At 72.1% G+C, this 13,841-nt stretch carries 14 protein-coding genes, 1 tRNA gene and 1 pseudogene; 11 read left to right on the forward strand and 5 right to left on the reverse strand.

The annotated features are described in order from the left end of the window. Positions 1-18 precede the first annotated feature (18 nt). From BJF77_RS03125 to BJF77_RS03135, 3 genes are read right to left on the reverse strand one after another with little or no spacing between them, the layout of a single operon-like run. Entirely contained in the window at positions 19-1,194 is a 1,176-nt protein-coding gene (locus BJF77_RS03125) for an ABC transporter ATP-binding protein (RefSeq protein ID WP_047805106.1), read from the reverse strand. Beyond that, positions 1,191-2,882, reverse strand: coding sequence for an iron ABC transporter permease (locus BJF77_RS03130; protein WP_075871246.1), 1,692 nt, complete (start codon positions 2,880-2,882; stop codon positions 1,191-1,193). The genes BJF77_RS03125 and BJF77_RS03130 overlap by 4 nt, the downstream gene beginning before the upstream one ends. Continuing rightward, the gene (locus tag BJF77_RS03135) at positions 2,879-3,907 is read right to left on the reverse strand and encodes an extracellular solute-binding protein (RefSeq protein ID WP_083664937.1); all 1,029 of its coding nucleotides are present in this window, start codon (positions 3,905-3,907) and stop codon (positions 2,879-2,881) included. Before BJF77_RS03135 ends, BJF77_RS03130 begins: the two co-directional genes overlap by 4 nt. Before the next feature lie 137 nt (positions 3,908-4,044). Here BJF77_RS03135 and BJF77_RS03140 point away from each other — a divergent pair, with 137 nt between their 5' ends. The 6 genes and pseudogenes from BJF77_RS03140 (at position 4,045) to rplI (ending at position 6,964) form a co-directional block, all read left to right on the forward strand. After that, positions 4,045-4,389, forward strand: coding sequence for a GNAT family N-acetyltransferase (locus tag BJF77_RS03140; RefSeq protein WP_075871247.1), 345 nt, complete (start codon positions 4,045-4,047; stop codon positions 4,387-4,389). Between the two features lie 96 nt (positions 4,390-4,485). Continuing rightward, the gene (locus BJF77_RS03145) at positions 4,486-4,944 is read left to right on the forward strand and encodes a TM2 domain-containing protein (protein ID WP_075871248.1); all 459 of its coding nucleotides are present in this window, start codon (positions 4,486-4,488) and stop codon (positions 4,942-4,944) included. Between the two features lie 183 nt (positions 4,945-5,127). Next, complete coding sequence (gene rpsF / locus BJF77_RS03150; RefSeq protein WP_047805110.1) at positions 5,128-5,433, forward strand: 30S ribosomal protein S6; 306 nt, start codon at positions 5,128-5,130, stop codon at positions 5,431-5,433. A 112-nt stretch (positions 5,434-5,545) separates the two neighbouring features. Continuing rightward, the gene (locus tag BJF77_RS03155; protein ID WP_047805111.1) at positions 5,546-6,178 is read left to right on the forward strand and encodes a single-stranded DNA-binding protein; all 633 of its coding nucleotides are present in this window, start codon (positions 5,546-5,548) and stop codon (positions 6,176-6,178) included. A gap of 81 nt (positions 6,179-6,259) precedes the next feature. Next, entirely contained in the window at positions 6,260-6,496 is a 237-nt protein-coding gene (rpsR, locus tag BJF77_RS03160; protein WP_017835048.1) for a 30S ribosomal protein S18, read from the forward strand. Positions 6,497-6,515: 19 nt separating this feature from the next. Beyond that, a pseudogene (gene rplI / locus BJF77_RS03165) lies at positions 6,516-6,964 on the forward strand (50S ribosomal protein L9). Positions 6,965-7,035: 71 nt separating this feature from the next. Here rplI and BJF77_RS03170 read toward each other — a convergent pair. Then, on the reverse strand, positions 7,036-7,653 hold the full coding sequence (locus BJF77_RS03170; protein WP_075871249.1) for a bifunctional 2-polyprenyl-6-hydroxyphenol methylase/3-demethylubiquinol 3-O-methyltransferase UbiG: 618 nt from the start codon (positions 7,651-7,653) through the stop codon (positions 7,036-7,038). A gap of 86 nt (positions 7,654-7,739) precedes the next feature. Here BJF77_RS03170 and BJF77_RS03175 point away from each other — a divergent pair, with 86 nt between their 5' ends. Then, positions 7,740-8,048, forward strand: coding sequence for a hypothetical protein (locus BJF77_RS03175; protein ID WP_047805113.1), 309 nt, complete (start codon positions 7,740-7,742; stop codon positions 8,046-8,048). Between the two features lie 326 nt (positions 8,049-8,374). Beyond that, positions 8,375-9,454: a patatin-like phospholipase family protein gene (locus BJF77_RS03180; protein ID WP_075871250.1), complete on the forward strand. Its 1,080-nt coding sequence runs from the start codon at positions 8,375-8,377 to the stop codon at positions 9,452-9,454. Positions 9,455-9,465: 11 nt separating this feature from the next. On the opposite strand, the gene BJF77_RS03185 is transcribed toward BJF77_RS03180, so the two are convergent. After that, a complete protein-coding gene (locus tag BJF77_RS03185) occupies positions 9,466-10,896 on the reverse strand; it encodes an amidase family protein (RefSeq protein WP_047805124.1) in 1,431 nt (476 codons plus the stop codon). A 59-nt stretch (positions 10,897-10,955) separates the two neighbouring features. Between BJF77_RS03185 and dnaB the strand changes: the two genes are divergently transcribed. The 3 genes from dnaB to BJF77_RS03200 all read left to right on the forward strand — a co-directional run bounded on the left by dnaB (position 10,956) and on the right by BJF77_RS03200 (position 13,024). Further along, positions 10,956-12,392, forward strand: coding sequence for a replicative DNA helicase (gene dnaB, locus BJF77_RS03190; protein WP_082157602.1), 1,437 nt, complete (start codon positions 10,956-10,958; stop codon positions 12,390-12,392). A gap of 141 nt (positions 12,393-12,533) precedes the next feature. Next, positions 12,534-12,785: a DUF6458 family protein gene (locus tag BJF77_RS03195; RefSeq protein WP_047805126.1), complete on the forward strand. Its 252-nt coding sequence runs from the start codon at positions 12,534-12,536 to the stop codon at positions 12,783-12,785. Between the two features lie 166 nt (positions 12,786-12,951). Then, a tRNA-Gly gene (locus tag BJF77_RS03200) sits at positions 12,952-13,024 on the forward strand. Positions 13,025-13,841 lie beyond the last annotated feature (817 nt).

The following is a 13,841-nucleotide window of genomic DNA, read 5'->3' on the forward strand; positions in this document are numbered from 1 at the left end:
CCACCTTAGAAGAATCGATTAGCGAAGAAAAGTCTTGTCCAATTCGTCGGACATGGGGGAACGTCCCGCCCCGGACCGGGTCCGCGGCGGAGCGGTGACCGCCCGGTCGTCGACGAGCAGCGTCGGGGTGGTGCCCGCGGCCACCGTCACGGCCACGGGGGTCCCCACGGGGTGACGGACGTTGTGGGGCTGCCAGGAGCGCAGCGTCCGGCCCGAGGCCAGGCGCACGTGGTGGAGCACGAACGCGCCGTGGTACTCGACCGCCGAGACCCGTGCGGGGGAGTCCGGGTCCGGGCGCAGCGCCACCTCGTGCGGGCGCAGCACCACGTCGACCGCCACGTCGCTGTCGGCCCAGCCCGGCACCGTGGAGACGATGCCGATCTCGCAGGTCAGCAGCGCCCGGTGCACCCGCGCCGGGAGGAAGTCCGCGTCGCCCATGAAGGAGGCGACGAACCGGGTGCTGGGCTGCTCGAAGACCTTCTCCGGGGTGTCGGCCTGCTCGATCACCCCGTCGTGCATGACCACCACGCGGTGGCCCACGGAGAGGGCCTCCGTCTGGTCGTGGGTGACCAGCACCGCGGTGGTGCCGGTCTCGCGCAGCGTGGCCGTGGTGTCGCGGCGCACCTGGGCGCGGAGGGACTCGTCGAGGCTGGAGAACGGCTCGTCCAGCAGGACGACGGCCGGCCGGGGCGCCAGCGCCCGGGCCAGGGCCACGCGCTGCTGCTCGCCGCCGGAGAGCTCGTGCGGGTAGCGGTCGGCGAGGTGGCTCAGCCGCACGAGCTCGAGGACCTCCCCGACCCGGGCCCGGCGCCCGGCCCGCGGGGACCGGTCGAGCCCGAACGCGACGTTCTTCGCGACCGTCAGGTGCGGGAACAGCGCGTGGTCCTGGAAGACCAGGCCGACCCGGCGGTGCTCGGGCTCCTGGAACCGGCGCCCGTCCGCCACCACCTCCCCCGCGATGCGGATCGTCCCCTCGTCGGGCCGTTCGAGCCCGGCCACGAGCCGCAGCGTCGTGGACTTCCCGCAGCCGGAGGGCCCGATCAGCGTCACCAGCTCCCCGGGCGCCACCGTCAGGTCCAGGGCGCTGGCGCCGGCGGAGTCCCCGTAGTGCTTGCTGACCCGGTCGAGGACCAGGGCGGGCGGCGCCTGGCCGGCGCGGGGTGCGCGGTCCGCGCTCACGGTCCGCACGGTCATCGGCCCACCTTTCCGTGGTGCTCGGCCCGGCGCGTCTGCCGGACCAGGACGAACACGGGCACGACCGCCGCCGCCACGATCACCAGCGCCGGCAGGGCCGCCCGTTCCCAGAAGTTCTCGCGGGCGAGCTCGTAGACCCACACGGACGTCGTGGTGAACCCGAACGGGCGCAGCAGCAGCACGATGGGCAGCTCCTTGACCGCGTCGATGAGCACGAGCACGAGGGCCACCGCCACGCCGGGGCGGGCCAGGGGCAGGTGCACCCGGGTCAGGACCCGCAGCGGGGAGGCGCCCAGGCTGAGCGCGGAGGAGGTGATCGTCGGGGAGATCTTGCCCAGGCTCGCGTCCACGGCCTGGTAGGCCGGGGCGAGGAAGCGGATCACGTACGCGTAGAGGATCCCCAGGACCGAGCCTGTCACCAGCAGCCCGGTGCCGCCCGGGACCCCGGCGCGCTCCAGGGCGGTGTCCAGCCCGGCGAAGGCGATGAGGACGCCGATGCCCACCACGGCGCCCGGGACGGCGTAGCCGAACGTCGTGAGCTGGGCCGCGGAGGCCGCCAGACGCCCGCCGCTCATCCGCACGCCGTGCGCGATCGCCAGGGAGAGCAGCACGCAGGCCCCGGCGGCGATCGCCGCGACCACGAGGCTGTTGGTGAGGTGGTCCGCGAAGCGCGGGTCGGTCAGGGTGGCGGGATCGCCGACCACCTCGCCGATGGCCCACACGAGCAGCTGGAGCACGGGCAGGAGGAAGCCGGCGGACAGGGCGGCGACGCCGAGGAGCGTGGCGCCCCAGGCGCGCCACCCGGTGAGCCGCTCCGGCTGCAGCCCCTGGCCGCGGCCGCCCCGCTGGTGGAACCGGGCCCGGCCGCGGAGCAGGCGCTCGCCGGCCAGGACGGCCACCGCGAAGAGCAGCACGAGCACGGCCAGCTGGGTGGCCGCGTGGAAGTCGAAGCTGCCCTTCCACACCAGGTAGACCCCCACCGAGACCGTCTGCACGTTGAAGTACTGCACGGTGGCGAAGTCGGTGAGCGTCTCCATCATCACCAGGGCCAGTCCGGCGGCCAGGGAGGGACGGGCCAGGGGCAGCAGGACGCGGCGCAGCGCCCGGGCCCGGCCGGCGCCCAGCGTCCGCGCGGCGTCGTAGGTGCCCGCCGTCTGCTCGACCAGCGCGGCTCGGGCCAGGAGGTAGACGTAGGGGTAGAGGGTCAGGGTCATCACCAGGATCGCGGCGGGCAGCGAGCGCACCTCCGGCGTCCACACGTCCGTGCCCAGCACCGCCCGCAGGGCGGACTGCACCGGCCCGGAGACGTCGAAGGTGGACAGGAACACGAAGCCGAGGATGTAGGCGGGCATGGCCAGCGGCAGGACCAGCAGCCACACCAGGACGTCGCGCAGCGGGAAGCGGTAGGCCGTGACCAGCCACGCCAGCCCCCCGCCCACGACCAGCGTCCCCGCTCCGACGCCGAGCATGAGCGTCAGGGTGGTGAGCACCATCCGGCCGAGCCCGCGCGGCGGGCTGCCCTCGCCCAGGCTGCCGAGGCCGTCGGCCACCACGGCCAGGACGGGGGTCGCGACGAGGACCGCGACGAGGACGACGAGGGCCGTCCACCACGGGCGGCCCGTGCCCGCGCCCCGGCGCGGGCGGGGGACGGGTGGCCGGGCCTCGGCGAGGACGGCCGTCTCGGTCACCGGTATCCGGCCTCGGCCAGCAGATCGACCGCCTCGGCGTTGAGGTCCCCGTAGGCCTCCGCGTTGAGCGGCATGCGCTCGAACTCCCCGAAGGCGGCGATCGTCGGCTCGGGCTCCACCGCGGGGTTGACGGGGAACTCGTGGTTGGCGTCGACGAACGCGTTCTGGCCGTCGGTGGCCAGCCACTCGATGAGCCGCTGCGCGTCCTCGGGGTTGTCCGACCCCTCGACCACGCCCGCCCCGGAGATGTTCACGTGGGTGCCGGCGCCGTCCTGGCTGGCCCAGAACAGGTCGACGTTCAGCTCGGGGTTCTCCTCGAGGGTGCGGGCCAGGTAGTAGTGGTTGTTGATCCCCACGTCGCAGGTCCCGGCGTCGATCGACTCGAGCAGCAGGACGTCATTGCTCTGGATGTCCACGTCGTTGGCCACCCAGCCCTCCACGATCTCCAGGGCCCTCTCCCGGCCGTGCAGGTCGATCAGGCTCGCGACCAGGGACTGGGTGTAGGCGGAGGTGGCGTCCCGCATGCACAGCCGTCCCTTCCACTTCGGGTCGGCCAGCCCGGCGTAGCTCTCCTGGCTGTCGAACTCGGCGGGGTCGACGTTGTCCGGGTTGTAGGTGAGCGTGCGCGCCCGCATCGCCAGGCCGAACCAGCGGTCCTGGGGGTCCCGGAGGTCCTCGGGCACCGCCTCGTCCAGGGTCGGGGAGGAGATCGCGGCGAGCTCGTCCTGCCGGGCGGCGTTCCAGAGGTTGCCCGCGTCGACGGTCATGAACACGTCCGCCGGGGTGTCGTCCCCCTCGGCCTTGAGCCGCTCGAGGAGCTCGGCGTCGTCGCCGCTGATGAACTCCACCGTGATCCCGGTCTCGTCCGTGAACTGGCCGAACGCGCCCTCGAGGTCGTAGTGCCGTGCCGAGTAGATCTGCAGGTCGGCGGGCTGTTCGCCCAGGCCGAGCGTGCCGCAGCCCGTGACGACCGCCGTCATCGCGGTCAGGATGCCGGTGGTGACGTACAGGGGGCGACGGCGCATCGGGGCCTCTTCCTCGGGCGCGGCGGTCCGGGTGACCGCACGACGATCATTTGACAAGAAAAGCGTAGCCTAATCGGAATACCCCTGTGCCGCGGCCGGCTCCGGGGGAATCCGCCACCGACCCGACAGGAGCACCCGTGCCGCAGGATGCCACGATCACCGTCCGCCACGCCCCCGACCGGCACCGCTACGAGCTGCTCGACGGCGGCACGGTCGTCGGGGAGGCCCACTACCGTCCCTTCGGCACCCCGGCCGGGCCCCAGCGGATCTTCTTCCACACCACGGTGGACGACGACCGGGAGGGCGAGGGCCTGGGCAGCCGGCTGGCCGCCGCCGCGCTCGAGGACACCGTGGCCGCAGGCCTGACGATCGTGCCCGTGTGCCCGTTCGTCGCGGCCTGGCTGCGCGGGCGCGAGGAGTTCGCCGGGCACGTGGGGCCGGTGCGCCCCGAGCACCTCGCGGCGGTCCGCCGCCCGGAATAGCGCTCACCGACCGGTCGTTGTGCTGGTCGAGGCCGTCCCCCGGACGGTCCCCCGACATCCCGTCCGCCCGGACGGCCCGCCCCCGAGAGGACCCCCGTGGCTCCCGAGCCCGAGTACTACCGCCCCGTCCCGCTGAACGACGATCCCGGCCGTGCCGGCTACCGCGGCGCGCCCTACGGGCAGCCGTTCGGAACCGGTCAAGGGGCGCCCACCGGGTATCCCCGCGCGCCGTACGGACAGCCCTACGGGACCGGGCACGGCGTGCCCGCCGGGGCGCCCGTGGTGAACGTGGTGGGCGGCAAGTCCCTGCTCCTGGCCTACGTCCTGTGGTTCTTCCTGGGCTCGCTGGGAGTGCACAAGTTCTATCTCCGCCAGCCCGTCTGGGGCCTGATCTACCTGTTCCTGGGCGGTCTCGGCTGGAGCACGGTGGGCATCGGCATCGGTCTGCTGTTCCTCGTGCCGTGGGCGCTGCTGATGTTCCTGGACATCTTCACCATGCCGTTCCGCACCGCGTTCGTGAATGCCTCGATCGCCCGGAGTGCCTACCGCCGGTGAGCGTCCCCCGGACGTGGCTGCCCCGGCCGGGCGCCCCGTTCGGTGCGGAGCCGCGGATGTAGTAGTGTTGTGAGGTCTGTGTGCCCGCCGCCCGACGTGCGGCGCCGGTGCGCGGACGACGCTACAGAACCTCCTGCTGCGGAAGGACCGCAGCCGCTCAGCCCGAAGGAGGTGGGTTCGAACATGCGTGAATACGAACTGATGGTGATCATCAACCCCGAGGTCGAGGATCGTGCCGTGGAGCCGACTCTCAAGAAGTTCCTCGAGGTCGTCACCAAGGACAACGGCACCGTCGACAACGTCGACATCTGGGGCCGCCGTCGCCTCGCCTACGAGATCCAGAAGAAGTCCGAGGGCATCTACGCCGTGGTCCGCTTCACCGCGACCCCGCAGACCGCCCAGGAGCTCGACCGTGTGCTGAACCTCAACGAGGCGATCATGCGCACCAAGATCATCCGCCCGGAAGAGCAGAAGATCTCCGCCGAGTAAGGACTTCACAGGCTGATCGCCGAGGGTGCCCCGCGAGGGCCCACCGGTGAGATGCTGGAGATCCCCAGCACGTCCCGTACGACCGCGAACTTCTTCGACCCGGGAGGTCCACATGGCTGGTGACACCGTCATCACCGTAATCGGCAACCTGACCGCTGACCCCGAGCTGCGCTTCACCCCGTCGGGTGCGGCCGTGGCCAACTTCACCGTTGCGTCCACGCCCCGCACCTTCGACCGCCAGTCCAACGAGTGGAAGGACGGGGAGACCCTGTTCCTGCGCTGCTCCGTGTGGCGCGAGGCGGCCGAGAACGTGGCGGAGTCCCTGCAGAAGGGCATGCGCGTCATCGTCCAGGGTCGGCTCAAGTCGCGCTCGTACGAGACCAAGGAAGGCGAGCGGCGCACCGTCACGGAGCTCGACGTCGACGAGGTCGGTCCCTCGCTGCGCTACGCGTCCGCCAAGGTCAACCGCAACGCCCGCTCCGGCGGGCAGGGCGGCGGCTTCGGCGGCGGCGGCGGCCAGCAGGGCGGTGGCTTCGGCGGCGGCGCCCCGCAGGGCGGCGGCGGATTCGGGGGCGACTCCGGGTTCGGCGGCGGCCAGCAGGGCGGCGGCTTCGGCGGTGGCCGTGGTGGCGGCGGCGGGCGTCAGCCCGCTCCGCAGGCCGCGCCCCAGAACGATCCGTGGAGCCAGTCCTCCGGCGGCAACTACGACTGGGGCAGCGGACAGGACGACGAGCCGCCGTTCTAGGCCTTCCCCGCTTTTCCCGACACACACCCCATCCCGCGGTGACCAGCCGCGGGCTCCACTTGAAGAACAAGGAGCACCACGATGGCCAAGGCTGAACTTCGTAAGCCCAAACCAAAGCAGAACCCGCTCAAGGCTGCCAAAGTCACTGAGATCGACTACAAGGACGTTGCGCTGCTGCGCAAGTTCATCTCCGATCGCGGCAAGATCCGCGCCCGCCGCGTCACCGGTGTGACCGTGCAGGAGCAGCGCAAGATCGCTCTGGCGATCAAGAACGCCCGCGAGGTCGCGCTGCTGCCCTACTCCGGCGCCGGCCGCTGATCAGAGAGGACAGACACTCATGGCAAAGATCATCCTGACGACCGAGGTCACCGGCCTCGGCGCTGCCGGTGACGTGGTCGAGGTCAAGAACGGGTACGCCCGCAACTACCTCTTCCCGCGCGGCTTCGCGACCCCGTGGTCCCGCGGCGGCGAGAAGCAGATCGAGAGCATCAAGGCCGCCCGCGCCGCCCGCGAGGTCGCCTCGCTCGAGGACGCCCAGGCCCTGGCCCAGAAGCTGACCTCCGCCACCGTGACCATCCCGGTCAAGGCCGGCGCCGAGGGACGTCTCTTCGGCACCGTCAAGGCCGAGGACGTCGCCCACGCCGTCGAGGCGCCGGCCTCGGCTCCGTGGACAAGCGCAAGGTCGAGCTCAACCAGCACATCAAGACCACCGGTGTGTACCAGGCCTCCGTGCGCCTGCACGAAGACGTCAACGCGAACGTCGAGTTCGAGGTCGTCCCCGCCTGACCGGTTCCCGGTCCTGCACGGCAGAAGGCCCCCGCGGTGCGCCCCGGGGGCCTTCCGCATGTCGGGGGGCCTCAGCGGGGCCGGACCCCCTCGACGACGACGTCGAGCGCGGTCGGCGTCGTGCGGACCTGCTCGGCGCGCAGCAGGTCCAGGCCCTTGCCCTCGAGCACGGCCACCGTCTCCTCCAGGTCCGGGCGCGGCACGGTCGGCGGCGGGCCCTCCACGCTGCCGGGGGCGTGGGTGATCCACAGCAGCCGGCCGCCCGGCGCGAGCCACTCGGTCGCGCGGCGCAGCAGCGAGAGGTCGTGCTGGAAGTAGACGGCGAGCACCAGGTCGAACTGCCGGAGCACCACATCGGGCCCGGAGAGCTGCTCCTGCTCGGGGCTCCAGGTCCGCAGGTCCGCCACCAGGGCGCGGCCGGGCAGACCCCGCTCGGCCAGCGCGTCGGCGAGGACGCGCGCGGCGCTCGGGGAGAAGTCCACGGCCGTGGGGTCGTAGCCGGCCAGGGCCAGGGACAGGGTGTGCCGACCCGTGCCGGCCCCGAGGTCGAGCGCGGCCGGGGTGCGGCCCGCGTGCTCCCCGGCCGTCCGCTCCAGGAGGGCGGCGACCTCCGGGTGCGGACGGGTGCCGTCCGGGGAGTCCTCCCCGGAGGCGTACCGGTCCTCCCACATGCGCTGGCTGTCGTCCACGGGGCCTCCTCGGCGGCTCGGGCGCCCGGGGGCGCTCCTGGAGCGGTGTGCCGGTGCGGCGCGGATCCTCGGGGGACAATGGGTGCATGCCGTCCCTGATCCCGCGTGTCACACCGTCCGCCCTGTACTGGTTCGGCGTGGGGTGCCTGCTCTTCACGGTACTGGCTTTCGTCGTCGCTTTCCTGGGAGGCAACTCCGGAGGAGCCGAGACCGCGATGACGGTCTTCGTGGTCGGCTTCGTGGCCGCGGCGGTGGGGGCCACCGTCACGGCGGTGGTCGCACTGGCCGGAGCCGTCGGGTTCGCGGGCGCTCGGACCCGCTTCCTGGTGCTGCTGGCGCTGTCCGTGCTGTGCCATCCGCTGCTGTGGCTGGGTGTGCTCTCCTCTGTGCTCTGAGCACGGCCGGGCGCGTCTGTGCTGTGGATGACACCGGTGGCGGCCCCACCGGTCCTGCACAGCCTGTGAGTGATCGTTTGGCCTGGTCAGCGCAGGATTGACTATTTCTTGTGGACAAATTTCCACAGGGTTTCCCCCACCCTGTGCACAGCCGCGCCCGGCGTTTTCCACCGGTTGTCCACAGGGTGGAAAACTCGTGTGCGGAACGGGCGGAGCGACGTCTCCACCCGGTGGGCGGGACGTGGTCCTTTCCTCCTGTGAAGGACCCTGCCACCCTGGGCAGGGAACCGGCACGGGCCGTCCGGCGGCCGGGGAAGGAGCGGCTGATGAGCAGCACCACGCGCGTGGCCCTGGCCCTGGGCAGCGGGGGTGCCCGCGGCTACGCCCACATCGGCGTGATCGAGGTGCTCGAGGAGCGGGGCTTCGAGATCGTGACCATCGCGGGCAGCTCGATGGGGGCGCTCGTCGGCGGGCTGCACGCGGCGGGACGCCTGGGCCCGTACGCGCAGTGGGTGCAGGGACTGACCCAGCGGGACGTGCTCCGGCTGCTCGATCCCTCGCCGTCGTCCCCCGGGGTGATCCGGGCGGAGAAGATCATGGCCAAGGTGCGCGAGCTGCTGGACGGCGCCCTGATCGAGGACCTGCCCATGCCCTTCACCGCCGTGGCCACCGACCTGCTGGCCCGCAAGGAGGTCTGGTTCCAGGAGGGCCCGGTCGACGTCGCCGTGCGGGCGTCGATCGCCCTGCCCAGCATCATCACCCCGGTCATGATCAACGGACGGCTGCTCGCGGACGGCGGCATCCTGAACCCCGTGCCCATCGCCGCGACCGTCGCCTCCCGCGCGGACGTCACCGTGGCCGTGTCCCTGTCGGGGGAGCGGATGCCCGGCGAGGGCAGGGTGCCGGCCCGGGAGACGGCCGCGGCGCGCCCCGCGGAGGAGCGGGCGGAGCGGTTCCGCCGCAGCGCCGCCCATCTCCTGGACCGGGAGCTGGCGCGCACCGTCATGGAGCGCATCGCGGAGACTCGGGGTCGCGGTGCCGAGGCCCGCACCCGCCGGCTCGGGGAGGAGTTCCCCGGGGAGGTCCCGGAGGAGCTCCCGCAGGTGCTCGACGCCGAGCTCCTCGAGGAGGCGGCCGAGGACGTGCTCGGGGTGCTCCCCGCCGGACTGCGCACGCTCGACGTCATGCAGCTGTCCCTCGAGGCGCTGCAGTCCATGGTGCTGCGCTACCGGCTGGCCGGCTATCCTCCCGACCTGCTCATCACGGTGCCCAAGCAGACCGGCCGCCTCCTGGACTTCCACCGCGCCGAGGAGCTCATCGCCTTCGGGCGCCGGGCGACCGAGGAGGCCCTCGACCGTGCCGAGGGCTTCCCGCCCCCGCGGCCCGGCCCGGGCGCCGGTCCGTAGGTGCGGCCGGCTCACCGCTCCCGCAGCAGCGCCTCCACCGTCCGGGCGAGGTCCAGCAGCACGGCGTCCGCGCCCGGACCGGCCGCCAGCTCGAGACCCACGGGCAGCCCCGCCGCGGTGCGCCCGGCGGGGAGGGTGATCCCCGGCGTGCCGATGGTGTCCGCGAGGTCGGAGTGGCGCGTGAAGGTCTCGAGCGTGGGCACGCGGCGGCCGTTGAGCTCCACGGTCCCGTCGTCGCCGAGCGGGCGGGCCGTCACCGGGCAGGTCGGCTGCACCAGGGCCGTGACGCCCCGGGCCTCCAGCGCCCCGGTGTAGAGCCGCAGGGCCAGCCGGCGGGCCTGCTGGGCGGCCCGGTACTCGTCGTCGGCGGCGCGGAACACCTCGGCCAGCTCCCAGATCCGCCGGACGTCCGGGCTGCCGATCCCGCGCCGCACCTGCTCCAGGGAGGGCCCGCCGCCCCGGTCCGCCAGGTACGCCTGCAGGTCCGGCAGGAACTCGTGCAGGACGATCGCCATCCCGGCGGCAGCCGCATGATCCCGGGCCGGGGCGACGTCCACCTCGACGAGTTCCGCGCCGGCGGCCTCGAGCGCTCGCAGGGCCGCGCCGAACACCGTGTCCACCCCGGGCTCCAGGTCCCGGAGGAACAGCCCGGGGACGCCCAGCCGGAGCCCGTGCAGCGGGCCGGGACCCTCGTCCTCGACCTCCAGGTGCCGGGCGCGGGGCGGGCCGCTCGGGCGCTCCCCGGCCAGCAGCGCGTCCAGCAGGACCACGTCGTCCACGGTGCGGGCCACGGTGCCGATCGTGGCCCGGGAGTGGGCGATCGACAGGACCCCCGACGACGGATAGCGGCCCAGCGTGGGCCGGAACCCCACGATCCCGCAGAGGGCGGCGGGGATGCGGGAGGAACCGCCCGTGTCCGCGGCGACCGCCGCCGGGACCAGGCCGACCGCCACGGCCACCGCCGAGCCCCCGCTGCCGCCGCCGGCGGCCAGCGCGGGGTCCAGCGGGTGGTGCACCGGGCCCAGGGAGCCGTGGGTCGAGGTGATGCCGAAGGACAGCTCGTGCGGGTTGGTCTTCAGGAACAGGATGGCGCCGGCCGCCCGCAGACGCCGGACCGCAGGGGCGTCCCGGCCCACCACGTGGTCCTCCAGCGCCCGCGTGCCACCCGTGGTGGGGAACCCGGCCACGTCCACGACGTCCTTGACGCCCAGGGGGATCCCCGTCAGCGGCCCCCACGTCTCCCGGCGGTCGAGGGCGTGGGCGAAGGCGCGCGCCAGCTCCGGGTCCACGCTGATCACCGCCCCGAGCCGCTGGGCCGGCGGCAGACGCTCCAGCAGGGCGTCGAGGTGCTCCACATGGCTGATCCGGCCCGCGGCCAGCTCTTCCCGCGTGGTCCGGATGTCCCACGAACAGGGACCGCTGAGGTCTGTGGTGAGCGCCATGGTCCATGGTGTCCACGGACACCACCGGGCGGCAAGCGGTGTCCGCGGTCGGTGCGAGAATGGTGGGGCCGCCCGCAGACGAGGCGGCGTCGTCGTTCGTCCGTCCGTGCCCCCGCGCGGGCGCAGGGAGAGGTGGGCACGTGTCGGAGCAGTCGTCCGGAGGCGATCGGGAGTTCGGACGGACCCCGCCGCAGGACAACGTCGCGGAGCAGTCGGTGCTCGGCGGCATGATGCTGTCCAAGGACGCCATCGCGGACGTCGTGGAGGTGCTGCGCGGCGTCGACTTCTACAAGCCGGCTCACGAGTCCATCTACGAGGCCGTCATCTCCCTGTACGGGCGCGGCGAGCCCGCCGACGCCATCACGGTGGCCGACGAGCTGACCAAGCGCGGCGAGATCGAGCGCGTGGGCGGGCCCGCGTACCTGCACACCCTCATCTCCTCGGTCCCGACCGCCGCCAACGCCGGGTTCTACGCCGAGATCGTGCGCGAGCGCGGGGTGCTGCGCCGCCTCGTGGAGGCCGGCACCAAGATCGTGCAGCTGGGCTACAGCTCCGACGGCGAGGTCGACGACATCGTCAACGCCGCCCAGGCCGAGATCTACCAGGTGGCCGAGCGCCGCTCCTCCGAGGACTACACGGTGCTCAAGGAGGTCATCGAGTCCACCGTCGACGAGATCGAGGCCGCCGGCTCCCGCGGCGAGGGCATGCGCGGCGTGCCCACCGGCTTCATCGAGCTCGACGAGCTGACCCAGGGCTTCCAGGGCGGGCAGATGATCGTCATCGCGGCCCGCCCGGCCATGGGCAAATCCACCCTGGCCCTCGACGTCGCGCGGTCCGCGGCGATCAAGCACAACCAGACCACGGTGATCTTCTCCCTGGAGATGAGCCGCAACGAGATCGCCATGCGCCTGCTCTCCGCCGAGGCGACGCTGAACATGCAGGACCTGCGCAAGGGGCGCCTGCAGGACGAGCAGTGGGCGAAGATCGCCACCACGATGGGCAAGATGGACTCCGCACCGCTGTTCATCGACGACTCCCCGAACATGTCGCTGATGGAGATCCGGGCGAAGTGCCGCCGGCTCAAGCAGAAGCACGACCTCAAGCTCGTGGTGCTGGACTACCTCCAGCTGATGAGCTCGGGCAAGAAGGTCGAGTCCCGTCAGCAGGAGGTCTCGGAGTTCTCCCGTGCCCTGAAGCTGCTGGCCAAGGAGCTGGAGGTCCCGGTCATCGCGCTGTCCCAGCTGAACCGTGGCTCCGAGCAGCGCCAGGACAAGAAGCCGATGGTCTCGGACCTCCGCGAGTCGGGCTCGATCGAGCAGGACGCCGACATGGTGATCCTGCTGCACCGCGACGACGTCTACGACAAGGAGTCACCGCGCGCCGGTGAGGCGGACGTGATCGTGGCGAAGCACCGCAACGGTCCCACCAAGACGATCGTGGTGGCGTTCCAGGGCCACTACTCCCGGTTCGCCAACATGGCCCACGAGGGGCTGTAGACCGTCCCCGGCGTCGCATCGGCGCTGGGGGAGAACCTGTGAGTCTTCGACCGTTCGCGGGCTTATCAGCGTGCCGGCCCGTCTGTAGGATGATTGCAACTGCAAAGCACATGCCTTTGCCGCGATTCCTAGGAGCCCCTCATGAACCGCAACTTCTCCGCCGGTGCCGCCATCACGCTCGTTCTGGGACTGATCCTGGTCTTCGCCACCAGCGGCAACACGATCAGCCTCGGCTCGTTCGCCATCAGCCTGGTCACGGTGGGGTGGATCCTCACCGTGGTCGGCGCGGTGCTGCTGGTGATCTCCCTCATCCCACGGCGCACCAGCACCCAGACCCGACACGTCGACCCTGCCGGCCGGGAGTCCGTCACCGAGCGCGACTCGCACCTCTGAGCCCGGCCGGGCGAATCCTGCGCTCCTGAGGCGTAATCGCCACGGTCATGGCACAGGCCGGGACCACGGAAAAGGGGAGCGCACCCGGGGCCTTCCTGGCCGGCGTGACGCACACGCCGCAAGAATCGGGTAATGTCTTCCCGTGGCTCCTGCTGGAGCCACGAATGCGGCAGTAGCTCAGCTGGTAGAGCGCCACCTTGCCATGGTGGAGGTCGCGGGTTCGACTCCCGTCTGCCGCTCTTCCCGTACCCTCTCGCAGGGTGAGACGGAGGACCTTTCCGTCATCGACGGATCCAGGTGTCGAACGAATTCACCGGCCGCAGATGTCCTCGCCACAGAGGTGGCGCGTGATCACGCGGATGCGCACCGCTCGATCACCACGACTCGATCCCTCGTCCGCAGCACGTCCGCTGCAGCCCCGCCCGCAGCGATGATTCGCCTGTCCCGGGCAGCGGCCGGCTCAACAGCCGACGACGTCGCCGAGCGGCCCAGCAGGCACCACAGATCCCATGGCCCACGGATGCGGCCGGGACCGACCCGCATTGCTCCGCAGGGGCGCTCGCGCTGGCGCAGGGTGCCGGATCGATCGGGCGCCACATCCTTGGTGATTCACGGTGCAGCACGACGATGCCGCCAGTGCCCCCACCGTCCGACCTGCGGCTGCCGGGGAGGGGGCTGTCCGGTCCGTCAGCACAGACCCTCGGCAGCAGAAAGTCCGTCGCAGCAAAGTTGCCCGATGCCGTTCCGGGTCTGCGGGCACACCCCGTTCGTGCGGTGTCGGCGGGTGTTTTGACGGTGTCGGGGGGTGGGTGTAGTGTCGTCCGGGTTACTGCGGGTGGGCGAGGTTCTCGCCCCGTGGTGGCGGCCGGTTTTCCGGTGGTTGGTTCTTCTCCGGAGTCGTTCTGGTGCTGTCGTGTCCCGCTGGGCGGGGTGCGGGAGTTGCGTGGGGCGGGTCGGGGAGGTAAATTAGCTGAGTCGTTGCGGCCGGGACGGGTTGTCCGGGGCCGGGAGGCGGCGAAGATTCCACTCACGAGTTTCGGGGCCTTTCGGGTCCTG

Source organism: Kocuria sp. CNJ-770 (assembly GCF_001942375.1).
GTDB classification, from domain to species: Bacteria; Actinomycetota; Actinomycetes; order Actinomycetales; family Micrococcaceae; genus Kocuria; species Kocuria oceani.